The organism is Paracoccus sp. S-4012 (genome assembly GCF_009674885.1).
Taxonomy (GTDB): domain Bacteria; phylum Pseudomonadota; class Alphaproteobacteria; order Rhodobacterales; family Rhodobacteraceae; genus Paracoccus.
In genome coordinates, this window is the sequence record NZ_WKKA01000006.1 from 196,984 (window position 1) to 218,922 (window position 21,939).

At 72.0% G+C, this 21,939-nt stretch carries 21 protein-coding genes; 12 read left to right on the forward strand and 9 right to left on the reverse strand.

What is annotated here, in order from left to right; genetic code table 11:
• The first annotated feature begins 12 nt into the window (after positions 1-12).
• From GI374_RS10340 to lpxB, 7 genes are all read left to right on the forward strand, one after another.
• Positions 13-1,221, forward strand: a complete 1,209-nt coding sequence (locus tag GI374_RS10340) for a beta-ketoacyl synthase (RefSeq protein WP_154337055.1) — start codon at positions 13-15, stop codon at positions 1,219-1,221.
• Between the two features lie 177 nt (positions 1,222-1,398).
• Positions 1,399-1,860, forward strand: coding sequence for a transcriptional regulator NrdR (gene nrdR, locus GI374_RS10345; protein WP_154336988.1), 462 nt, complete (start codon positions 1,399-1,401; stop codon positions 1,858-1,860).
• A gap of 17 nt (positions 1,861-1,877) precedes the next feature.
• Positions 1,878-2,906 carry a bifunctional diaminohydroxyphosphoribosylaminopyrimidine deaminase/5-amino-6-(5-phosphoribosylamino)uracil reductase RibD gene (gene ribD, locus GI374_RS10350; RefSeq protein ID WP_154337056.1) on the forward strand — a complete coding sequence of 343 codons (1,029 nt, stop codon included), beginning with the start codon at positions 1,878-1,880 and terminating at the stop codon, positions 2,904-2,906.
• 63 nt (positions 2,907-2,969) lie between these two features.
• Positions 2,970-3,467, forward strand: coding sequence for a 3-hydroxyacyl-ACP dehydratase FabZ (gene fabZ / locus GI374_RS10355; RefSeq protein WP_154336989.1), 498 nt, complete (start codon positions 2,970-2,972; stop codon positions 3,465-3,467).
• Positions 3,448-4,248, forward strand: coding sequence for an acyl-ACP--UDP-N-acetylglucosamine O-acyltransferase (gene lpxA, locus GI374_RS10360; RefSeq protein WP_154336990.1), 801 nt, complete (start codon positions 3,448-3,450; stop codon positions 4,246-4,248). Before fabZ ends, lpxA begins: the two co-directional genes overlap by 20 nt.
• Before the next feature lie 14 nt (positions 4,249-4,262).
• The gene (locus GI374_RS10365; protein WP_154337057.1) at positions 4,263-5,033 is read left to right on the forward strand and encodes an LpxI family protein; all 771 of its coding nucleotides are present in this window, start codon (positions 4,263-4,265) and stop codon (positions 5,031-5,033) included.
• A gap of 56 nt (positions 5,034-5,089) precedes the next feature.
• Positions 5,090-6,223 carry a lipid-A-disaccharide synthase gene (gene lpxB / locus GI374_RS10370; protein ID WP_229583087.1) on the forward strand — a complete coding sequence of 378 codons (1,134 nt, stop codon included), beginning with the start codon at positions 5,090-5,092 and terminating at the stop codon, positions 6,221-6,223.
• Here lpxB and mnmA read toward each other — a convergent pair.
• Positions 6,160-7,326: a tRNA 2-thiouridine(34) synthase MnmA gene (gene mnmA, locus GI374_RS10375; protein ID WP_154336992.1), complete on the reverse strand. Its 1,167-nt coding sequence runs from the start codon at positions 7,324-7,326 to the stop codon at positions 6,160-6,162. The genes lpxB and mnmA overlap by 64 nt on opposite strands.
• A 169-nt stretch (positions 7,327-7,495) precedes the next feature.
• On the opposite strand from mnmA, the gene GI374_RS10380 reads away from it, so the two are divergent.
• The 4 genes from GI374_RS10380 (at position 7,496) to recG (ending at position 13,043) form a co-directional block, all read left to right on the forward strand.
• Positions 7,496-7,804 (forward strand): DUF1153 domain-containing protein, encoded by a 309-nt coding sequence (locus GI374_RS10380; RefSeq protein ID WP_154336993.1) that lies wholly within the window; start codon positions 7,496-7,498, stop codon positions 7,802-7,804.
• A gap of 64 nt (positions 7,805-7,868) precedes the next feature.
• On the forward strand, positions 7,869-8,579 hold the full coding sequence (gene ctrA, locus GI374_RS10385; RefSeq protein WP_370515268.1) for a response regulator transcription factor CtrA: 711 nt from the start codon (positions 7,869-7,871) through the stop codon (positions 8,577-8,579).
• 103 nt (positions 8,580-8,682) lie between these two features.
• Entirely contained in the window at positions 8,683-10,950 is a 2,268-nt protein-coding gene (ligA, locus tag GI374_RS10390; protein WP_154336994.1) for an NAD-dependent DNA ligase LigA, read from the forward strand.
• Entirely contained in the window at positions 10,926-13,043 is a 2,118-nt protein-coding gene (recG, locus tag GI374_RS10395; RefSeq protein WP_154336995.1) for an ATP-dependent DNA helicase RecG, read from the forward strand. The genes ligA and recG overlap by 25 nt, the downstream gene beginning before the upstream one ends.
• Before the next feature lie 265 nt (positions 13,044-13,308).
• On the opposite strand, the gene GI374_RS10400 is transcribed toward recG, so the two are convergent.
• The gene (locus tag GI374_RS10400; protein ID WP_154336996.1) at positions 13,309-13,746 is read right to left on the reverse strand and encodes an iron-sulfur cluster assembly scaffold protein; all 438 of its coding nucleotides are present in this window, start codon (positions 13,744-13,746) and stop codon (positions 13,309-13,311) included.
• 53 nt (positions 13,747-13,799) lie between these two features.
• Between GI374_RS10400 and hisI the strand changes: the two genes are divergently transcribed.
• Positions 13,800-14,156 (forward strand): phosphoribosyl-AMP cyclohydrolase, encoded by a 357-nt coding sequence (gene hisI / locus GI374_RS10405; RefSeq protein ID WP_154336997.1) that lies wholly within the window; start codon positions 13,800-13,802, stop codon positions 14,154-14,156.
• On the opposite strand, the gene gluQRS is transcribed toward hisI, so the two are convergent.
• From gluQRS to GI374_RS10440, 7 genes are all read right to left on the reverse strand, one after another.
• Positions 14,102-14,977, reverse strand: a complete 876-nt coding sequence (gene gluQRS, locus GI374_RS10410) for a tRNA glutamyl-Q(34) synthetase GluQRS (protein WP_154336998.1) — start codon at positions 14,975-14,977, stop codon at positions 14,102-14,104. The two genes, hisI and gluQRS, sit on opposite strands and share 55 nt — an antisense overlap.
• Complete coding sequence (gene trmFO / locus GI374_RS10415; RefSeq protein ID WP_154336999.1) at positions 14,959-16,296, reverse strand: methylenetetrahydrofolate--tRNA-(uracil(54)-C(5))-methyltransferase (FADH(2)-oxidizing) TrmFO; 1,338 nt, start codon at positions 16,294-16,296, stop codon at positions 14,959-14,961. The genes gluQRS and trmFO overlap by 19 nt, the downstream gene beginning before the upstream one ends.
• An 86-nt stretch (positions 16,297-16,382) precedes the next feature.
• Positions 16,383-17,027, reverse strand: coding sequence for a 50S ribosomal protein L25/general stress protein Ctc (locus tag GI374_RS10420; protein WP_154337000.1), 645 nt, complete (start codon positions 17,025-17,027; stop codon positions 16,383-16,385).
• 238 nt (positions 17,028-17,265) lie between these two features.
• A complete protein-coding gene (locus GI374_RS10425; protein WP_154337001.1) occupies positions 17,266-18,756 on the reverse strand; it encodes a tripartite tricarboxylate transporter permease in 1,491 nt (496 codons plus the stop codon).
• Complete coding sequence (locus GI374_RS10430) at positions 18,756-19,202, reverse strand: tripartite tricarboxylate transporter TctB family protein (protein WP_154337002.1); 447 nt, start codon at positions 19,200-19,202, stop codon at positions 18,756-18,758. Before GI374_RS10430 ends, GI374_RS10425 begins: the two co-directional genes overlap by 1 nt.
• 39 nt (positions 19,203-19,241) lie before the next feature.
• Positions 19,242-20,222: a tripartite tricarboxylate transporter substrate binding protein gene (locus GI374_RS10435; protein WP_154337003.1), complete on the reverse strand. Its 981-nt coding sequence runs from the start codon at positions 20,220-20,222 to the stop codon at positions 19,242-19,244.
• A 125-nt stretch (positions 20,223-20,347) separates the two neighbouring features.
• The gene (locus GI374_RS10440) at positions 20,348-21,802 is read right to left on the reverse strand and encodes an aldehyde dehydrogenase family protein (protein WP_154337004.1); all 1,455 of its coding nucleotides are present in this window, start codon (positions 21,800-21,802) and stop codon (positions 20,348-20,350) included.
• Positions 21,803-21,939: the final 137 nt, after the last annotated feature.

Genomic DNA, 21,939 nt, shown 5'->3' on the forward strand with positions numbered 1-21,939 from the left:
GGGCAGGCCGGGTTGCGCCGTGTCGCGATCACCGGCGCGGGCACCATCAACGCCCTCGGCCACGACGTGCCCGCGACGCTCGAAGCCTTCCGCGAGGGGCGCTGCGGCATCGGCCAGCTGGAGTTCCGCGACGTCGAGCGGCTGACGATCCAGATCGGCGCGCAGGTCCGCGGCTACGACCCGCAGGCGCATTTCAACCGCCAGCAGATCACCCTCTACGACCGCTTCACCCAGTTCACGCTGCTCGCGGCGAAGGAGGCGGTGGCGCAGTCCGGCCTGAGCTTTCAGGGCGAGCTCGGCCTCTGCTCGGGCGTCGTCCTTGGCACCGCGGGCGGCGGGCTGAACACCTGGGACGAGAATTACCGCGTCGTCTACGAGGAGGGCAAGAACCGCGTCCATCCCTTCGTCGTGCCGAAGCTGATGAACAACGCGGCCGCCAGCCATGTCAGCATGGAGTTCGGGCTGCGCGGGCCGGCCTTCTCGGTCTCGACCGCCTGCGCCAGCGCCAATCACGCGATGGGACTGGCCTTCCAGATGATCCGCGCAGGAGCGGCGAAGGTGATGCTGACCGGCGGGTCGGAGGCGATGCTGGTCTTCGGCGGCGTCAAGGCCTGGGAGGGGCTGCGCGTCATGTCGAAGGATGCCTGCCGCCCCTTCAGCGCCAACCGCAACGGCATGGTGCAGGGCGAGGGGGCAGGGGTGTTCGTCTTCGAGGACTGGGACCACGCCCGCGCCCGCGGGGCCGAGATCCTGGCCGAGGTCGTGGGCTTCGCCATGACCGCCGACGCCGCCGACATCGTCATGCCCTCGGCCCAGGGCGCCGAGCGCGCCATCGCCGGCGCGATGGCCGACGCCCGCCTGGCCCCGGAAACCTTCGGCTACATCAACGCCCACGGCACCGGCACGGCCGCCAACGACAAGACCGAATGCGCCGCCGTAGCGCACGCCTTTGGCCCTCACGCCGACCGGGTGATGATCTCCTCGACCAAGGCCATGCACGGCCATGTCATCGGCGGCACCGGCGCGGTGGAGCTGCTGGCCTGCATCATGGCGCTGCGGGACGGTGTGATCGCGCCGACCATCGGCTACGAGGAGCCGGACCCGGAATGCGCCCTCGACGTGGTGCCGAACGAGGCCCGCGAGGCGAAGGTCGGGGCGGTGCTGTCGAACGCCTTCGCCTTCGGCGGGCTGAACGCGGTTCTGGCGCTGAAGCGCGCGTGAACCGGGGGCTTTGCGCCCCCGGACCCCCGCAGGATATTTCTGGACAGAAGAAGCGGCAGCGGAGCAACAGGCGGCGGTCAGCATCTTGTGGATGGCTGGCGGGCCTTCCCCTACGCCTCTGCCGCAGCCATAGTAATCGGGCCGGGGAGCGCGCCCCGGTCCAGATGAGGGGCTGAGATGCGCTGCCCGTTCTGCGGCAACACCGAGACACAGGTGAAGGACTCGCGCCCGGCCGAGGACAACGTCGCCATCCGCCGCCGCCGCTTCTGCCCGGCCTGCGGCGGCCGCTTCACCACCTATGAGCGGGTGCAGCTGCGCGATCTCGTGGTCATCAAGTCCACCGGCCGCCGCGAGGATTTCGACCGTGACAAGCTCTCGCGCTCGATCCGCATCGCCATGCAGAAGCGCCCGATCGAGCATGAGCGCATCGACCAGATGATCTCGGGCATTGTTCGGCGGCTCGAGTCGATGGGCGAGACCGACATTCCGAGCGCGACCATAGGCGAGATCGTAATGGAGACGCTGGCCCGGATCGACACCGTCGCCTATGTCCGCTTCGCCAGCGTCTACAAGAACTTCCAGGCGGCGGATGACTTCGACCGCTTCGTGAGCGAGCTGCGCCCGCAGACGAGCGAGTGACCGGTCTCACCGGCCCGATGGACCACGCGCTGCGCCTCGCGCGGCGGGGATTGGGGCAGGTCTGGCCGAATCCGGCGGTTGGCTGCGTGATCGTGAAGGACGGCGTCGTGGTCGGGCGCGGCTGGACCCGGCCGGGAGGGCGGCCACATGCAGAGGCGGTGGCGCTCGCGCAGGCGGGTGGGGCGGCGCGCGGGGCCACGGCGTTCGTGACGCTCGAGCCCTGCGCGCATCATGGCCGCACGCCGCCCTGCGCCGAGGCGCTGATTGCGGCCGGTGTGGCGCGGGTGGTGACGGCGCTGACCGATCCCGATCCGCGTGTGGCGGGGCGCGGCCATGCCATGCTTCGCGCTGCGGGGATCGATGTGGTCGAGGACATCCGCGCGGCGGGCGCGGCCGAGGTCAATCGCGGGTTCCTGCTGCGCGTGACCGAGGGCCGGCCGATGGTCACGCTGAAGCTCGCGCTCAGCCTCGACGGTCGCATCGCCACGTCTTCGGGCGAGAGCCGGTGGATCACCGGCGAGGCCGCGCGGCATCGCGTTCACCTGCTGCGGTTTACGCACGATGCGGTACTGGTCGGCGGCGGCACCGCGCGCGCCGATGCCCCGCGCCTGGACGTGCGCGGTTTCGGCGAGGTCGCGCAGCCGTTGCGGATCGTGCTGGCCCGCGGGGCCGTCCCGCCGCTGCCCGAGGGTGCACCGGTCTGGCATCTCCACGGCCCCGGCGGCGCGGCGATGGCCGGCTCCGGCGGAATCGCCGTGCCGGTTGCGGGCGAGGGTCTCGACCTGCGCGCCGCGCTTGCGGCGCTTGGCGCGCGGGGGCTCACGCGCGTGCTCTGCGAGGGCGGCGGGCGGCTTGCCGCGGGGCTTCTCGCGGCGGGGCTGGTGGACGAGCTGGTGGTGATGCAGGCGGGCCTCGCGCTCGGCGCCGAGGGGCGGCCGGGCGTCGGCCTGCTGGCGCTGTCGCGCCTCGCCGACGCCCGGCGCTTCCGCCTGATCCGCAGCTTCGCCGCCGGTCCCGACCTCGTCTCCGTCTGGCGCCCCGCCTGACCCTCGCCTTGCCAGCGCCCGCTGGCGGCATTACCGAACCGTCACCCGACGAAAGGACCGCCGATGGCCGAGACCGCCCCCACCGAGACCGCTCCCGTGGCGACCGAGGCCGACCTCGCGCTCATCAAGCGGCTGATCCCGCACCGCTATCCCTTCCTCTTCATCGACAAGGTCATCGGCATCGTCCCGCACGAGCGCGCGACCGGCATCAAGAACGTCACTGCCAACGAGCCCCATTTCGAGGGTCATTTCCCGGCCCGCCCGATCATGCCGGGCGTCACCATCGTCGAGGCGCTCGCGCAGACCTCGGCGGTGCTGGTCTCGCTCAGCGTCGACCTGATGGACAAGGAGGCGCTCGTCTACTTCATGGCCATCGACAACTGCCGCTTCCGCCGCATGGTCGTGCCCGGCGACGTGCTGCAGCTCGATGTCGAGGTGAAGCGCGGCGGCGGCAAGGTGTGGAAATTCGCGGGCCGGGCCAGCGTCGATGGGCAACTGGCCTGCGAAGCCGAGTTCACGGCCATGCTGGACGTCGCGGGCGATGTCGGGCGCGCGGGCTGAGATCCACCCCTCGGCGGTGATCGGCGACGGCGCGCGGATCGGCGCGGGCGTCACCATCGGCCCGTTCTGCGTGATCGGCCCGCAGGTGCGCCTCGGCGAGGGCGTCGTTCTGAAAAGCCATGTCGTGGTCGAGGGCGACACCGAGATCGGCGCGGGCACCGTCGTCTATCCCTTCACCACGCTCGGCACGGCGCCGCAGGATCTGAAATACCGCGGCGAGGCCAGCCGCCTCGTCATCGGCGCCCGCAACCGCATCCGCGAGCATGTGACGATGAACCCCGGCACCGAGGGCGGCGGCGGGCTGACGCAGGTGGGCGATGACGGGCTCTACATGGTGGGCTGCCATGTGGCGCATGACTGCCGCGTCGGCGACCGGGTGATCCTGGTGAACCATGTGGCGCTTGCGGGGCATGTCGAGGTCGGCGACGATGCGATCGTCGGCGGGCTCTCGGGCGTGCATCAGTTCGTGCGCATCGGGCAGGGGGCGATGATCGGCGCACTCAGCATGGTGACGGCGGACGTGATCCCCTACGGGCTGGTGCAGGGGCCGAGGGCACAACTGGCGGGGCTCAACCTCGTCGGCCTGCGGCGGCGCGGCACTGGGCGGGGCGAGATCGCCGCGCTGCGCGCGATGCTGGCCGGACTCGGGCAGGGCAATTTCCGCGAGGGCGCGCGCGAGCGGGCGGGGGCCGAGGACCTGACCGCGCGCGAGCGCGAGGTGCTCGACTTCATCCTCGGGCCCAGCGACCGCAGTTTTCTTACGCCCGGAGGGGGGGCGTGACCGGCCGCACCGCCATGATCGCCGGGACCGGCCGGCTGCCGCATGAGCTGGCAGCCGTGCTGGACGACCCGCTGATCGCCGCGCTCGACGGCTTCGCCCCGGACGGCCTCGCCGCCGAGAGTTTCCGCCTCGAACGGCTGGTCCCGTTCATGGATTCGCTCCTCGACCGCGGCGTCGAGCGCGTGGTCTTCGCAGGTCTCGTCCGCCGCCCGCCGCTCGACCCCGAGGCTTTCGACCCGCGCACCGCCATGCTGGTCCCGCGCATCGCCATGGCCATGCAGCAGGGCGACGACGCCACGCTACGCGAGGTGATCGCGCTCTTCGAGGAGGCGGGGCTTGCCATTGCGGGCGTGGCCGACCTCGCGCCGCATCTGGTGCCGGGCGCGGGCATGCTGGCCGGGCGGCCCGGCCCGGGGGACGACGCCGACCTCGCCCGCGCGCGCGAGATCGTGGCGGGCCTCGGCCATCTCGACATCGGCCAGGGCGCGGTCGTCGCGCGCGGCCTCTGCCTCGCGGTCGAGACGCTGCCGGGGACCGAGGCGATGCTGGATTTCGTCGCCCGCACCCGCCCCGAAGGCCGCGGCGGCGTCCTCTGGAAGGCGCCGAAGCCGGGGCAGGACCGCCGCATCGACCTGCCTGCCGTCGGCCCGGAAACAGTGGCGCAGGCCGCCGCCGCCCGCCTCGCCGGGATCGGCTGGGAGGCCGGGGGCGTGGTCCTGATCGACCGCAGGGCGACTATCGCCGCGGCCGAAGCGGCGGGGCTGTTCCTCGCCGCGGTGCCGTGACGCGCCTGTTCCTGATCGCGGGCGAGCCCTCGGGCGACGCGCTTGGCGGGGCGCTGATGGCGGGCCTGCGCGAGTTCTCGCCGGGCATCCGCTTCGACGGCATCGGCGGCGAGGCAATGGCCGCCGAGGGCCTCGCCAGCCGCTTCCCGATGGCCGAACTGACCGTCATGGGCCTCTGGGAGGTGCTGCCCCGCTACCGCGCGCTGAAGCGCCGCATCGCCGAGACCGCGACCGCCGTCGCCGAGACCCGACCCGACGCCCTTGTCACCATCGACGCCCCCGACTTCGGCCTCCGCGTCGCCCGCCGCGCCCGCGCGGCATGGCCCGACTTGCCGACGATTCACTATGTCGCCCCCTCGGTCTGGGCCTGGCGCCCCGGCCGGGCGGCGAAGATGGCCGAAGTGATCGACCACGTCCTCGCGCTTCTGCCGTTCGAGCCGCCGCTGATGCACGCCGCGGGGATGTCCTGCGATTTCGTTGGCCACCCGGTCGTGGCGCAGCCCCGCGCGACGGCCGCCGAGGCCGCCACCTTCCGCCTCGCCCACGGTATCGCCGCCGATGCGCCGCTGCTGCTGATGCTCCCCGGCTCCCGCCGCACCGAGGTCACGCGCCTCGGCCCGCGCTTCGGCGACGCTCTGCGGCGGCTGCGTTCCCGCCACCCCGGCCTGGCAGCGGTGGTGCCCACCCTGCCGGGCGTCGCATCCTTGGTCCGCGTCATGGCCGGCGACTGGGGCGCGGTGGTGGTCGAGGGCGCCGATGCCAAGCGCGCCGCCTTCGCCGCCGCCGATCTTGCCCTCGCCGCCTCCGGCACCGTCAGCCTCGAGCTTGCGGCGAACCGCGTGCCGATGGTCATCGGCTACGACTTCGCCCCGCTCACCCGCGCGATCATCGCCCGGATGCTCAGGACCGACACCGCAACGCTGGTGAACCTCGTCTCCGAGACCCGCGCCGTCCCCGAATTCCTCGGCCGCGCCTGCCAGCCCGAGGCGCTCGCCGCGGCCCTCGACCGGCTTCTGACCGACCCCTCCGCCCGCGCCGCACAGGAGGCTGCGATGCGCCTGACGATGCAGCGCCTCGGCGAGGATGGCGCGCCGCCCGGCCTGCGCGCCGCCCGATCCGTCCTCGGTTACTTGGAGCGCCGGACCGAGATCCAGCCGCCGCCCAGCACCCGCGTCCCGCCCGCCTCGTAGAACACGCAGGCCTGGCCGGGACTGACGCCTTCCTCGGGGGTCAACAACTCGACCTCGGCGGTGCGCGGGCCCGTGGGCCGCAGGATCGCCGGCGCGGGCGGCCGGGTGGAGCGGACGCGAACCGCGATCTCTCGCTCACTTGCGTCGCCGAATGCACCGTCGCCCAGCCAGTTCACCTCGCCCACCGGGACGGTCCGCGTGGCGAGTGCGGCCTTCGGCCCCACCACCACCTGCCGCCGCACCGGGTCGAGCCGCACGACATAGAGCGGCTCCGCCAGCCCGCCGATCCCGAGCCCGCGCCGCTGGCCGATCGTGTAGCGGATCACCCCCTGATGGGTGCCCAGCACAGTGCCGTCCATGTCCACGATCTCGCCCGGCTCGCCCGCGCCCGGCCGCAGCTTCTCGATCACCGAGGCATAGTCGCCGTTCGGCACGAAGCAGATGTCCTGGCTGTCCGGCTTCTCCGCCACCGCCAGGCCGTAGCGGGCGGCGAGCGCCCGCGTCTCGGCCTTCGACGCCAGCCCGCCCAAGGGGAAGCGCAGGAACTCCAGCTGCTCCGCCGTGGTCGAGAACAGGAAATAGCTCTGGTCGCGCGCGGAATCGGCGGCCATGTGCAACTCCGGCCCGCCCGGCCCGTCGAGGCGGCGGATGTAGTGGCCGGTCGCCATGCAGTCCGCGTCGAGTTCGCGCGCGGTGCCCAGCAGGTCGCGGAACTTCACCCGCTCGTTGCAGCGGATGCAGGGCACCGGGGTCGCGCCGCCCAGATAGGCTTCGGCGAACTCCTCCATCACCGATTCGCGAAAGCGGTTCTCATAGTCGAGGACGTAATGCGGGATGCCCAGCCGCTCGGCCACGCGCCGGGCGTCGTGGATGTCCTGTCCGGCGCAGCAGGCGCCCTTCTTCGCGAGCGCTGCGCCGTGGTCGTAAAGCTGCAACGTGACCCCGATCACGTCATAGCCCTGCCCGGCCAGCATCGCGGCCACGACCGAGCTGTCGACGCCGCCCGACATGGCGACGACCACCCGCGTCTCGGCCGGCGGCTTTGCGAAGCCCAGCGAATTCAGGTCGGCCGCGATGCGGCGGGGATCGGTGGCGATGGTCATGCGGGAAACCTAAGGCGCGGCCCGCCCGTTGGCGAGCGGAAGACGCCTAAAATTATAGGAAGACGGCTGCGGGAAACAAGCCGACGCGTCGAATTCTCCGGGAAATCGCAATCGCGGATTAAGCCGGCGCGGTTAGACAGGCAGGAACAGAAGATGAAAGGCCATGGCCATGTTCCTGCGACGAACGACCGCGCCCCGCGCCGTGACGCTGCCCGGCGGCCGCGTCCTGACCCTTGCCGACCTGCCGCCCCCCGACACCCGCTGGGTCGCCAGCCGCAAGGCCGCGGTGGTCGCAGCCGTCGCCAGCGGGCTTCTGACGCGCGACGAAGCGATCGCCTGCTACGATCTCTCGGAGGAGGAGTTCGACGGTTGGGCGAAAGCCTTCCAGATGCATGGCAAATCCGCCCTGCGGATCACCGCATTGCAGCGCTACAGACAACCCCTGATTGCCACCGGCGATTCTCCGTGCTCCAAGTAACCTGCTGTTAACGATTTGCGTTTATGCAGATCGGCAAGGCAGTTCTTGTGAGGGGAGGGGAAGGGTGCGTATCCTTCTGGTTGAAGACGATCCGAACACCGCGCGCAGCATCGAGCTGATGCTCACCCATGCCAGTTTCAACGTGTTCCGCACGGACATGGGCGAGGAGGGGATCGACCTCGCGCGTCTCTACGACTACGATCTGATCCTCCTCGACCTCGACCTGCCCGACATGCACGGGATGGAGGTGCTGCGCCAGCTTCGGCTCAGCCGCGTGCATACGCCGGTCCTGATCCTGACCGGCTCGGACGACACCGAGAGCAAGCTGAAGGGCTTCGGCTTCGGCGCCGACGACTACATGACCAAGCCCTTCCACCGCGACGAGCTGGTGGCCCGAATCCAGGCAATCATCCGTCGCTCCAAGGGCCACGCCCAGGCGGTGATCCGGACCGGGCGGCTGACGGTGAACATCGACGCGCGCTCGGTCGAGGTCGAGGGGCGGCCGGTGAACCTGACCGGCAAGGAATACCAGATCCTCGAGCTTCTGAGTCTGCGCAAGGGGACCACGCTCACCAAGGAGATGTTCCTCAACCATCTCTACGGCGGCATGGACGAGCCGGAACTGAAGATCATCGACGTCTTCATCTGCAAGCTACGCAAGAAGCTGGCGCAGGCGCTTGGTGGCGAGAGCCATATCGAGACGGTCTGGGGCCGCGGCTACGTCCTGCGCGACCCGAGCCCGGCGGAGGTGGAGCGGGTCGCGCTGCGCGCCTGAGGCTGGACAAGGCCGAGAGCGCGCCGCTATCCCTCGCAGGCGCGGCCCGCGCGGCGGTCCTGCCGGGGCGGACCGGGGGACTTGTCGGACGGGATGGCGGCCAATGGCGCGAGCTAAGAAGGGCGGCGCGGGCGGGGAGCACGGGGCGGCCGGGCAATCTGACGTCGCGGTATCGCCCGGCGCTGCCGATGATGAGGCGCCCGCAGGCTCGGACCACGCGCATACTGCTGGGATTGGGAATGGCGAGGGTGGGACCGGGGCGACGCAACACCAGGACGTCGAGGGGCTGACGGGCGACGCCGCGGCGGCCGAGATCGAGGCGCTGGCCGCCGCGATCGATGCCGCAAACACCGCCTACCACCAGCTCGACGCGCCAGAGATCACCGACGCCGAATACGACGGGCTGAAGCAGCGGCTGCTGTCCATCGAGGCAGCGTTCCCCGACCTCGTGCGCCCCGGTTCCCCGAGCGCGCGGGTCGGCGCCGCCGCCGCGCCCGGCTTTCGCAAGCTGCGCCACGCCCGCCCGATGCTGTCACTCGAGAACGCCTTCTCGGCGACTGAGGTCGAGGACTTCGTGGCCCGCATCCGCAGCTTCCTGGCCCTGCCGGCCGAGGCGCCGCTGGTCCTCACCGCCGAGCCGAAGATCGACGGCCTTTCGCTCAGCCTGCGCTACGAGGGCGGGCGGCTCGCCTCCGCGGCGACGCGGGGCGATGGCGAGACCGGCGAGGACGTGACCGCGAATGCCCGCACCATCGCCGACATCCCGCGCCGGATCGACGGTGCGCCGGAGGTTCTGGAGGTCCGGGGCGAGGTCTACATGACGCATGCGGATTTCGCGGCCCTGCACGATTCGGGCGCGGTCAGCGGCGCCGGAAAGCCCTTCGCCAATCCACGCAACGCCGCGGCCGGGTCCTTGCGCCAGCTCGATCCGGCCATAACCGCATCGCGCCCGCTGCGCTTCTTCGCCTATGCCTGGGGCGAGACCAGCGCGCCCTTGGCTGACACCCAGTCGGACGCCGTCGCCCGCCTCGGCGCGTTCGGCTTCCCGACCAACCCGCTCATGCGCCGGTGCCCGGACACGGCCTGCCTCCTCGGCGCGTGGGGCGAGATCGAGGCGCAGCGCGCGAATCTCGGCTATGACATCGACGGCGTCGTCTACAAGGTGGACGACCTGGCGCTGCAGCGGCGGCTCGGGCTGCGCTCGACCACACCGCGCTGGGCGCTCGCGCACAAGTTCCCGGCCGAGACGGCCTGGACCACGCTTGAGGCGATCGACATCCAGGTGGGGCGCACCGGGGCGCTGTCGCCGGTCGCGCGGCTCGCCCCGGTCACGGTCGGCGGGGTCGTGGTCCAGAACGCGACACTACACAACGAAGACTACATCGCTGGCCGCGACGCCCGCGGCGGTGCGATCCGCGAGGGGCGCGACATCCGCCTGGGCGACCGCGTGAAGGTCTATCGTGCCGGCGACGTGATCCCCAAGATCGCCGATGTGGACCTCACCGCCCGCCCGGCGGATGCCGATCCCTACGCCTTCCCGACCCGCTGCCCGTCCTGCGGGGCCGAGGCGGTGCGCGAGCCGGGCGATGCCGTGCGGCGCTGCACCGGCGGCCTCGCCTGCCCGGCGCAGGCGGTCGAGAAGCTGCGGCATTTCGTCAGCCGCGCGGCCTTCGACATCGAGGGGCTGGGCGCCAGGCAGGTCGAGGCGTTTTACGCCGCCGGCTGGATCGCCGAGCCGGCCGACATCTTCCACCTCGCCCGCGACCACCGCGACGACCTCCTCGCCACCGAGGGTTGGGGCGAGCGTTCGGTCGCGAACCTGCTCGCCGCCATCGAGGCACGGCGGACCATCCCCCTCGACCGCCTGATCTTCGCGCTCGGCATCCGCCACGTCGGCGAGGCCGCCGCGCGGCTGCTGGCCCGGCATTATCACGACTGGACGGGCTTCGCCGCCGCCCTCGACGCCGCGCATGACGAGGCCTCGCCCGCCTGGGCCGACCTCACCGCCATCGACGGTATCGGCCCGGTGCTGGCGCGGTCGCTGACGACCGCCTTCGCGCAGGAGGCGGAGCGCATGGCGATAGACCGGCTGGTCGCAGAACTCGACGTTCTGCCCGTCGAGGCCCCGCGCACCGAGGGCAGCCCGATCACCGGCCAGACCGTCGTCTTCACCGGCACGCTCGAGCGGATGACCCGGGCAGAGGCGAAGGCGCGGGCCGAGGCGATGGGGGCGAAGGTAGCCGGGTCGGTCTCGGCGCGGACGGATCTCGTCGTGGCGGGGGCGGGCGCGGGGTCGAAGGCGAAGAAGGCGGCCGAACTCGGCCTCAAGGTGATCGACGAGGATGAATGGCTGCGGATCGCGGGCAGCTGACGGCGCCGCGGGGCAGGCCGCCGCTCCTCTTCCCGCTGTTTGCCGGGATCGAGACGCTGCCCGGTGTCGGTCCGCGCGCGGCCGAGGGGTTCAAGGGCCTCGGCGTCACCCGGCCGCGCGACCTGCTCTTCACCCTGCCGCAGAACGGCGTCACCCGCCGCCGCCTCGCACGTCTCGCCGAGGCGCAGCCGCCGGAGACGGTCACCGTTGCCGTGACCGTTACCCGCCATCAGCCCTCCGCCAGCCGGGGGCGGCCGGCGCGGGTCCTCTGCTCGGACGGCGCGCAGGACCTGACGCTGGTCTTCTTCCACCCGCGCCGCGACTGGCTCGAGGCGCAGCTTCCGGCCGGTCAGCGCCGGGTGGTCTCGGGCAGGATCGAGCTCTTTGACGGCCGCGCGCAGATGGTCCATCCCGACCACATCCTGCGCGAGACCGATCCGCCCCCGCCCGATTTCGAGGCGGTCTATCCGCTCTCGGGCGCACTGACGCAGCGAGTGGTGGCGAAGGCGGCGGAGGCGGCGCTGACCCGCGCGCCGGAACTGGCCGAATGGATCGACCCCGCCGTGTTGGCCCGCGAGGGCTGGCCCGGCTGGCGCGCGGCGCTTGCCGCCGCCCATTCGCCGCCGGACCGCGCGGCACTCTCGCCTACCGATCCGGCGCGCGCGCGGCTCGCCTATGACGAGCTGTTCGCGCACCAGTTGACCCTTGCGCTGCTGCGCCGCGAGCGGCGGCGAGGCGCGGGGCGCGCGACAGAAGGCAACGGCCGGCTGCGCCAACGCGCCATTGCCGCACTGCCCTGGGGTCTCACCGGCGCGCAGGCTCGCGCCGTGGAGGAGGTCGCCGCCGACATGGCCGCGCCGCACCGGATGAGCCGGCTGCTGCAGGGGGATGTGGGCGCGGGCAAGACCCTCGTCGCCTGGCTCGCCTTGCTGGTCGCGGTCGAGGCGGGCGGGCAGGGGGTGCTGATGGCGCCGACCGAAATCCTCGCCCGCCAGCATGGCGCGGCGCTGATGCGGCTCGGCGATGCGATCGGCGTCCGGGTCGCGGTGCTGACCGGGCGCGACAAGACCGAGGCGCGCGAGCAGATCCTCGCGGACCTCGCCGCGGGCCTGATCGGGGTTCTGGTCGGCACCCATGCCGTCTTCCAGGAATCGGTGCGATTCGCCGACCTGCGCCTCGCCGTCATCGACGAGCAGCACCGCTTCGGCGTCGCGCAGCGCATGGCCCTCGGGCGGAAGGGCGAGGTGCCGCCCGACATGCTGGTGATGACCGCGACGCCGATCCCGCGCAGCCTCGCGCTGGCGCAATATGGCGACATGGACCTGTCAGTGCTTGACGAAAAGCCGCCGGGACGCCAGCCGGTCACGACGACCGTGCTGCCCGATTCGCGCCGCGAGGATGTGATCGAGCGCATCGGCGCCGTGCTCGCCGAAGGGGGCCGCGCCTACTGGGTCTGCCCGCTGGTCGAGGAGAGCGAGGTCAGCGACCTCGCCGCCGCCGAGGCGCGGTTCCAGGGCCTGCGGGCGCGGTTCGGCGATGCGGTGCGCCTGGTCCACGGCCAGATGCCGCCCGAGGCGCGCGACGCGGCGATGGCCGATTTCGCCTCCGGCCGGGCGCAACTGCTGGTCGCCACCACGGTGATCGAGGTCGGCGTGGACGTGCCGGAGGCGACGATCATGGTGATCGAGCGGGCGGAGATCTTCGGGCTGGCGCAACTCCACCAGCTGCGCGGCCGCGTCGGCCGGGGCAGCGCCGCGTCGTTCTGCGTGCTCCTCTACCAGCCGCCGCTGTCCGAGGGCGGGCAACGCCGACTCGCGATCCTGCGGGAGACCGAGGACGGCTTCCGGATCGCCGAGGAGGATTTGGCGATTCGCGGGGCGGGCGACGTGATCGGCACCGCGCAGAGCGGGCTGCCGCGGTTCCGCATCGCCGATCTCGAGCGGCAGGCGGGGCTGATGGAGGTCGCACGGGCGGATGCGCGCGCGCTCTTGGAGGCCGATCCGGGGCTGACCTCCGAGCGGGGGCGGGCTGCGCGGGTGCTGCTGTGGCTGATGGAGCAGGAGAAGGCGGTGGCGCTGATCGCCGCCGGGTAAGTTCTTAAAAAGTTCTTTACAGAATCGCGGCGACATGAGAACAAACAGGCAACCAAGCGTCGGAGGCCCCTATGACCCGCACCGTCCTCAGCGACCTTCTCGGCGTCGCCGCCCTCTCGGTCACGATGGTCACGCTGCTCTGGTTGCCCGCGCTGCTCGGCGCCTGATCTGCCCCGCGTTGCCCGGCGGCCCTGGCAGCGGCCGCCTCGTCCCTGTCCCTGTCAACGCGCACCTGGCCGGCCGCAGTCCCCGCGGCCGGCCTTTTTCACCGCCCGAGCGCCTCGTCCGCCGCCGCGAGCGCCGCGTCCCAGGCGAGCATGATCGAGGCGTGGCGATTGGGGAAATCCCGCGCCGCCGAGAGCACCGCGAGCGGCGCGAACCGCCCCCCCGGCACCGGCCCGCCGGCCAGCATTGCCGCGAGCCCGTCCCGCCCCTCGGCCAGTTCGTCCCGCGTCAGCCCCGGCATCATCTGCCCCAGCAGCCCCGCCGAGGCCTGCCCGAGCGCGCAGGCCCGCACCTCCTGCGCGAAGCGTGCGATCAGCGCCCCCTCCATCCCGACCTCGACCGCCACCGTCGAGCCGCATTGCGGCGAGCGGCGCGAGGCGGCGCCGTCGGGCGCGTCGAGCCGGCCGAGATGCGGGATCTCGGCCGCGAGCGCCAGCAGTTGGCGCGAATAGAGGCTCATCAGGTCGGTGTCGGTCATTGCGCGCGCCTCCTCGACCGCTAGATAGGGACGCCGAGCCGGAAAGGGAAACCATGTTCGACCCCGCGACCCTGCGCTACGACGACCGCGGCCTGATCCCCGCCATCGCCCAGGACGCCGGTTCGGGCGAGGTGCTGATGATGGCCTGGATGAACGCGGACGCCGTGGCCCGTACGCTGGCCGACGGGGGCGTGACCTACTGGTCGCGCTCGCGGCAGGCGTTCTGGACCAAGGGCGAGACTTCCGGCCACACGCAGCGGCTGGTCGAGATGCGCGTCGATTGCGACCGCGACTGCCTGCTGCTGCTGGTCGAGCAGACCGGCCCCGCCTGCCACACGAACCGGCGCTCGTGTTTCTATACCGCCGTGCGGGACGGGGCCGAGGTGGAGTTGTCGAAACCGATCATCTGACGGATTTTCGAGGGCGTGGCGCCCGCGTCGCGAAGCTCGCGGAGCGAGCGGGCGTCGTCGCGCTTGGCGAGGCGGCGGCCTTCGTCGTCGCGGATCAAGATGTGATGCCAGTAGGATGGCGTTGGAAGCTCCAGAAGCTGCTGCAGCAGGACATGGATCCAGGTCGCCTCGAACAGGTCCGCGCCTCGGGTGACGAGGGTGATGCCCTGCGCGGCGTCGTCCACCGTCACCGCGAGGTGGTAGGAGGTGCCCCAGCCTCGGCGGGCGAGGATCACGTCGCCGATGCCTGAAATGAAGGATTCAGTTGAAAGTTCGTGCCGCAAGCCCTTGTCCATGAACGCAAGCGCGCCAGTCACCGCAAGCGCCCGGTCCGCATTCAGGCGAATGGCATCCTCCGGCCCGGCCTCCGCCATGCGCCGCCCGCGGCAGGTGCCCGGATAGACCAGCCCGTCCGGCCCCATGACCGATGCCCCCTCCTGCGGCGCAGAGAGCGCCGCGCGAATGTCGCCCCGGCGGCAGCCACAGGGATAGAGAAGCCCCATCGCGTCGAGCCCCGCCAAGGACTGGGCATAGGCGGGCATCCGCTCCGACTGGCGCATCACCGGCACGGGCCAGTCGAGGCCGAGCCAGCGGAGGTCCTGAAAGATCGCCGCCTCGAACGCGGCCCGGCAGCGGTCGCGGTCGATGTCCTCGATCCGCAGCAGGAACTCGCCCGGATCGGCGAGGCGGGCGGCGGTCAGCGCGGCGAAGGCGTGGCCCAGGTGCAGCAGGCCCGTGGGCGAGGGCGCGAAGCGGGTGCGCGTCAGGCCGTCGCCAGCCATTCGGAGAAATCCTGCTTGGCGCGGTCGGTATAGGCCGGGTAGCGGTCCTTCCGGCCCCGACGGCCGCCGCGGCCTTCGACCGGCGGGAAGAGCCCGAAATTGACGTTCATCGGCTGGAAGGTCTTGGCCTCCGCGCCGCCCGTGATGTGGTGGACGAGGGCGCCCATGGCCGTCGTTCCTGGCGGCGCGGCGAGATCGCGGCCAAGCGCCTCCGCCGCCGCCATGCGCCCGGCCAGCAGGCCCATCGCCGCGCTTTCAACATAGCCCTCGACCCCGGTGATCTGGCCGGCGAAGCGCAGATGCGGCGCGGGGCGCAGCCGCAGGCGGTCGTCGAGCAGCCGCGGCGCGTTCAGGAAGGTGTTGCGGTGGATGCCGCCAAGGCGCGCGAAGGAGGCGTCCTGCAGGCCGGGAATGCAACGGAAAACCTCCACTTGCGCGCCATATTTCATCTTCGTCTGAAAGCCGACGATATTGTAGAGCGTGCCGAGCGCATTGTCGCGGCGCAGCTGCACGACGGCAAAAGGCTTCTCCGCGGGCCGATGCGCATTGGTCAGCCCGACCGGCTTCATCGGCCCATGGCGCAGGGTGTCGCGGCCGCGCTCGGCCATGACCTCGATCGGCAGGCAGCCGTCGAAGTAGCCGGCGGTTTCGCCCTCGCGGAACTCGGTCTTCTCGGCCGCGAGCAGCGCGTCGATGAAGCCCTCGTAATCCTCGCGGGTCATGGGGCAGTTGATGTAGGCGGTCCGCTCCGCCTCGGTCTCGCCCTTGTCATAGCGCGATTGCCGCCAGGCCACGCCCATGTCGATCGTCTCGGCATGGACGATGGGCGCGATCGCGTCGAAGAAGGCAAGCGCCTCCGCCCCGGTCTCGGCGGCGATGGCGGCGGCGAGCGCACCGGAGGTCAACGGCCCGGTGGCGATGATCCAGCGGCCCGCGCGCGGCAGTTGGGTGATCTCGCCCGGCACGATCTCGACCAGCGGATGCGCGCGCAGCGCCGCCGTCACCGCCCCCGAGAAGGCGTCCCGGTCCACCGCGAGCGCGCCGCCCGCGGGCAGGCGGTGGCGGTCGGCCATCGCCATGACGAGGCCACCGGCCGCGCGCATCTCCCAATGCAGCTGCCCGACGGCGTTCATCACGTCGTCATCGCTGCGAAAACTGTTCGAGCAGACCATCTCGGCGCAGTCGCCGGTGCGATGCGCGAAGGTGCCCACGGCCGGGCGCATCTCGTGCAGGCGCACGGCCACGCCGGCCTGCGCCACCTGCCAGGCGGCCTCCGATCCGGCGAGGCCGGCGCCGACGATATGGACGGGTTCGGTCATGCGCCCCACCTAGGCCCGGATGCCGAAAAGGAAAAGGGCGGGGCCGCTTTGGCCCCGCCCCTGATCGCTCCCGCGAAGGGAAAGGCTCAGGCCTCCTCGGCCTCGGCCGGCGCTTCGGCGGGTTCGGCCGCGGCGGCTTCCTCGGCGTCGGCCGAGACCAGACCCGACGGGGCCGCGATGTTGGCGATCACGAAGTTGCGGTCGATCGTCGGCCGCGAGCCCTCCGGCAGGGTCACGTCGCCGATATGGATCGACTCGCCGATCTGGCGGCCGCTCAGGTCCACGGTGATGTGGTCCGGAATGTCCGCCGCGCTGACCATCAGCTCGACCTCGGGGCGCACCACGACCAGCGTGCCGCCGCGCTTGAGGCCGGGCGAGGCCTCGTGATTCTCGAAGTTCACGTGGATGAACAGGTTGATGCGGCTGTTGCGGTGGACGCGCAGGAAGTCAACATGCGTCGGCAGGTCCTTGACCACGTCGCGCTGAACGCCGCGGCAGATGACGCGCACGTCGTCCTGGCCCTCGAGCTTGAGGTTCCAGAGCGTGGACATGAAACGCCCCGCCCGCAGCTTCGTCAGCAGCGGGTTAAAGTCGAGCTGCAGCGGCACCGGGTCCTTGCCGTCGCCATAAACGATGCCGGGCACCTTGCCTTGACGGCGAGCTTGACGGGCGGCCCCCTTGCCTGTCCCCGTCCGTGCCTCGGCCACCAGATCCGGGATCTCTTTGGCCATGATGGTGTTCCTTCGGTTTGAAATGCGCCGCTCCCCCTCCAAGGGTGCAGGGGCGGCGAAACCGGGCCTTTAGCAGGGCGGGAAGGGGATGGGAAGCGGCAATGTCGCGGCTTTCGGCGGTCTGCACGGGCGCCATGACCGGGGACAGCGGCCTGCGCGCGGGCTTCCTCGGGATCGCGGCGATGCTGGTGCTAATCCTCGTGGCCCTCGCCGCGCTGATGCGGCACCCGATACGGGACTAACCCCGCCGCCGCGCCTTCCAGGCCGACCAGGCGGTCCAGCCGAGCAGCGCCACCGTCGCCGCGACGAAAATTGCCGAGATCGGGCGCTCGAGGAAGATCATCGGGTCGCCCCGGCCGACCAGCATGGCGCGCCGCAGGTTGGTCTCGATCAGCGGGCCGAGGACAAAGCCCAGCAGCAGCAGCGCCGGGCTGAAGCGGGCGAGCGCGAGCGCGTAGCCCGCCGCGCCGATCACCGCCACCGCCAGCACGTCGAAGCTGCTGCCGCGCACGGAATAGACGCCGAGGCAGACGAAGACGATGATCGCCGGATAGAGCCAGTGGAACGGAATCCTGAGCATCGAGACCCAGATCGAGATCAGCGGCACGTTCAGGATCAGCAGGATCAGGTTGCCGATGCCGAAGCTGATGACGAGACCCCAGAACATCGCCGGCTGCGCCTCGAGCATCATCGGCCCCGGCTGGATGCCGTGGATCACCATCGCGCCCAGCATCAGCGCCATGATCGGATCGCCCGGAATCCCCAGGGTCAGGGTCGGCACGAAGGCGGTGATGGCGGCGGCGTTGTTGGCGGCCTCGGGCCCGGCCACGCCCTCGACCGCGCCCTCGCCGAAGCGCTCGGGCGTGCGGCTGACCCGTCGCTCGACCGCGTAGGCCATGAAGGACGAGAGGGTGGAGCCGGTGCCGGGCAGCACGCCGAAGAAGCTGCCGACCGCGGTGCCGCGCAGGCTCGGCGCGATCAGCGTGCGCATCTCGCCGGGGCGGGGCAGCATCTGGCGGAAGCCCATCGGCTCGGGCGTGCCCTGCCGGTCGGCGGCGCGGATGTTGCCGATCACCTCGGCCACGCCGAAAAGCCCCATCGCGAGCGCCACGAGGTTGATGCCGTCCATCAGCTGCGGCGTGCCGAAGATGAACCGCTGCGCGCCGGAGTTCACGTCGGTGCCCACGGTGCCGAGGATCAGCCCCAGGACGACCATCGCAAGCGCCTTCAGCGGCGCCCCCGCGCCGATGGTCGAGGCCGCGACCAGGCCGAGGACCATCATGGCGGCATAATCGGCGGCGCCGAAAGCCGTCGCCCAGCCGGCGAGGACCGGGGCCAGCAGCGCGAGGACCGCGATGCCCAGCATGCCTCCGATGAAGGAGGAGATCATCGAGGCGAACAGAGCCAGCCCCGCGCGGCCCTTGCGGGCCATCGGATAGCCGTCGAGCACCGTCACCGCCGACTGCGGCGTGCCGGGCAGGCGCAGCAGGATCGACGCCACCGCCCCGCCATATTGCGCGCCGTAATAGACCCCGGCCAGCATGGCGATCGCCGCCTCGGGACCGATATGGTAGGTGATCGGCAGCAGCAGCGCGATGGCCGCCATCGCGCCGATGCCGGGCAGCACGCCGATGAAGTTGCCCAGGCAGACGCCGAGCAGGCTGTAGAGCAGCACCGACGGGGTCAGCGCGACGCCCAGCCCCGCGGCGATGCCGTCCATCGCGAACATCAGCGCCCCACCGGCCAGAGTGGCACGGTCATCCGCAGCCCGGCCGAGAAGATCGCCCAGGCGATGGCCGTCACCGCGAGCGTGACCCCGATCCGCCAGACCAGGCCCGAGCGCGGGGCGGGCAGGGTGGCGATCAGCACCGCCGCCGCGGTGGTCGGAATGAGGCCGAAACGCTCCAGCCCGAGGCCGAAGACCACGATCGCGCCGAGGATCGCCCCGCTCTCGCGCCAGGCGATCGGCTGCGGGGTCCCCGTCCGGGCGAGCGCCGGGACCGCGATGCCGGCGCCGATCAGGGCGAGGACGAGCCCGAGGCCCAGCGGGAAGAAGCCCGGCCCCATGCGCCGCAGGGTGCCGAGGTCGTACTGCGCCGCGGCCCAACCGGCAACGCCGAGCCCGATGGCCGCCATCGCCGTGCCGCCCCAGAAATCATGCCAGTCACGCCGCATCGCTGCATCGGCCGCCGGGCGCGGGCCCGGCGTGCCGCCTCACTCCGCCTTGGCGTCGATCCGGTCGATCACCGCGCCCCAGAGGGCGGTGTCGGCCTCGATCCGCGCCGCAAGCTCCTCGGGCGTGCCGCCCTCGGCCTTCCAGCCCATCCCGAGCAGCCGCTCGGCCACCGCCGGATCGGCGAGGATCGCGTTGACCTCGGTGTTGAGCCGCTCGATCACCGCCGGGTCGGTGCCCGCCGGCGCGATGAAGGCGTTCCAGAGCTCGGCCGAGAAATCCGCCGGCAGCCCGGCCGCGCCGGCCAGCACCGGCGCATCGGGCGCGAGCGGCGAGGGCTCGGGCGAGGTGGTGCCGAGGATGCGCATGGTCCCCGCCTCGACCAGCGGCTGCGCGGCCGAGGGGGCCATGAAGCCCGCATCGACCTCGCCGCCGACGATCGCGGTCGTAACCTCGGCATAGGCGGTGTAGGGGACATGCAGCATCTCGACGCCCGCGGCGTCGGCGAACAGCTCCGCCGTCAGATGCGCGCCCGATCCCTGGCCCACGGAGCCGTAGGCGATCGCCTCGGGCCCGGCGGCCGCCGCGGCGATGAAGGCCTCGAGATCGGCCGGGCCGGTCTCGGCATTGACGCCGAGCACCAGCGGGCTCGTGGCGATCAGCGAGACCGGGGCGATGTCCTCGGCCACGTTGTAGCCAAGCTCAGGCGAGAGCCGCGGCGAAGTCGTCAGCGGGCCGTTGATCGTAGTGCCGAAGGTGTGCCCGCCGGTCGCCGCCGCCACCGTCTGCACGCCGATGCCGCCGCCCGCGCCGGGCTTGTTCTCGACGATCACCGGCTGGCCCAGACGCTCGGCCAGCGGCTCGGCGATGAGGCGGGCGAGGGTGTCGGGCGAGGAGCCGGCGGGGAAGCCCACGACGAGGTGCACCGGCTGGCTCGGCCAGTCCTGCGCGGCGGCGGCGCCCGAGGCGAGCGCCAGGGCGGCGGTTGCGGCGAGGAGGGTGCGGCGGGTCATGCGGGTCATGGGCGTCTCCGTATCGATTGCGGCCGGGCCGGGGTTGGCGACTGTTGGCCCTCGGGGGGGCGGGCGTCAAGCCGCCGCCACCGGAAGGCGATCGGCGGGGGCCAGCAGTCGCCCCCGCGCCGGGGTCAGCCGTGCCAGGCGGCGACGGTCTTGAGGGTGGAGAAGCCGTACAGCGCCTCGAACCCCTTCTCGCGGCCGTGGCCGGACTTGCCGACGCCGCCGAAGGGAAGCTCCACCCCGCCCGCGGCGCCGTAGTTGTTGAGGAACACCTGCCCGGCGCGCAGCTTTCGGCTCATGCGCATCATGCGGCCGAAATCGCGGGTCCAGACGCCGGCCACGAGGCCGTAGTCGGTGCCGTTGGCGATCGCCGCGGCCTCCTCCTCGCCCTCGAAGGGGATGACGACCTGCACCGGGCCGAAGATCTCCTCGCGGGCGAGGACGTGATCGGGCGCGGCCCCCGCCAGCAGGCGCGGCGGGACGTAGAAGCCGCCTTCGGGCGCGTCGGCGGCGATGGTCCCCTCACCCGCGAGTTCGAGGTCGGACCCGCGGGCGAGCCAGCCCTCGATGGCGGATTTCTGCCGCGCCGAGATGATCGGCCCGAGGTCGAGGTCGGCCATCGCCGGGCCTGCGGTGAGCGCGCGGTAGCGCTGCGAGAGCCGGGCGACGACCTCGTCATAGGCGCCGCGCTCGACGAGGATGCGCGCGCCGCAGGAGCAGGTCTGGCCGGCGTTCTGGATGCCCGAAGTGACCAGCGACGGCAGCGCGGCGTCGAGATCGGCATCGGCGAACACGATCTGCGGGCTCTTGCCGCCGAGTTCCAGCGTCACCGGGATCACGTTCTGCGCCGCCGCTGCCTGGATCGCGCGGCCGGTGCCGACCGAGCCGGTGAAGCTGATGTGGTCGATGCCGGGATGGGAGGCCAGCGCCGCGCCCGCCTCGGCGCCGAGGCCGGTCACGATGTTGATCGCGCCCGCCGGGAATCCCGCGGCCTCGGCCAGCCGCCCGAGGGCAAGCGCGGTGAGGCAGGCGTCCTCGGCCGGCTTCACCACGCAAGCGTTCCCCATCGCCAGCGCCGCCCCGACCGAACGGCCGAGGATCTGCATCGGATAGTTCCAGGGCACGATATGGGCGGTGACGCCATGCGGCTCGCGCAGGGTCCAGACGGTGTAGCCCTGCTGGAAGGGGATGGTCTCGCCCATCAGCTTGTCGGCGGCGCCGCCATAGAACTCGAAATAGCGCGCCATGGCACGGGCGTCGGCGCGGGCCTGCGAGAGGGGTTTTCCGACATCCCCCGCCTCGATCCGGGCGAGGTCCTCGGCCCGCTCGAGGATCAGGCCCGAGAGGCGCAGCATCAGCCGCCCCCGTTCGGCCGCGGTGAGCCGGCCCCAGGCGCCACTGAGCGCCTCGCGGGCGGCGGCAACGGCGGCGTCGATCTCGGCCGCGCCGCCGCGCCCGATGGCCCCGGCCTCGCGGCCGGTCGAGGGGTCGATCAGCGGCAGGCGGTCGGCGGTGGCCAACCACTGACCGCCGATCAGGATCTCGTCGGCGGGGAACCACGGGGTCGTGGGGTTGGCGGTCATGGCGTGAGCCTCGCAGCTTCGGGGACGGCGGACTTCAAGGCGCGGGCGCGGGCGCTGTCAACCGCCCCGCTGCCAGCCGCGGCCCGATCGAAGCGGCGCCGCTCGATCGGACGCGGCCTGAAGGGGGCGGCGGCTCC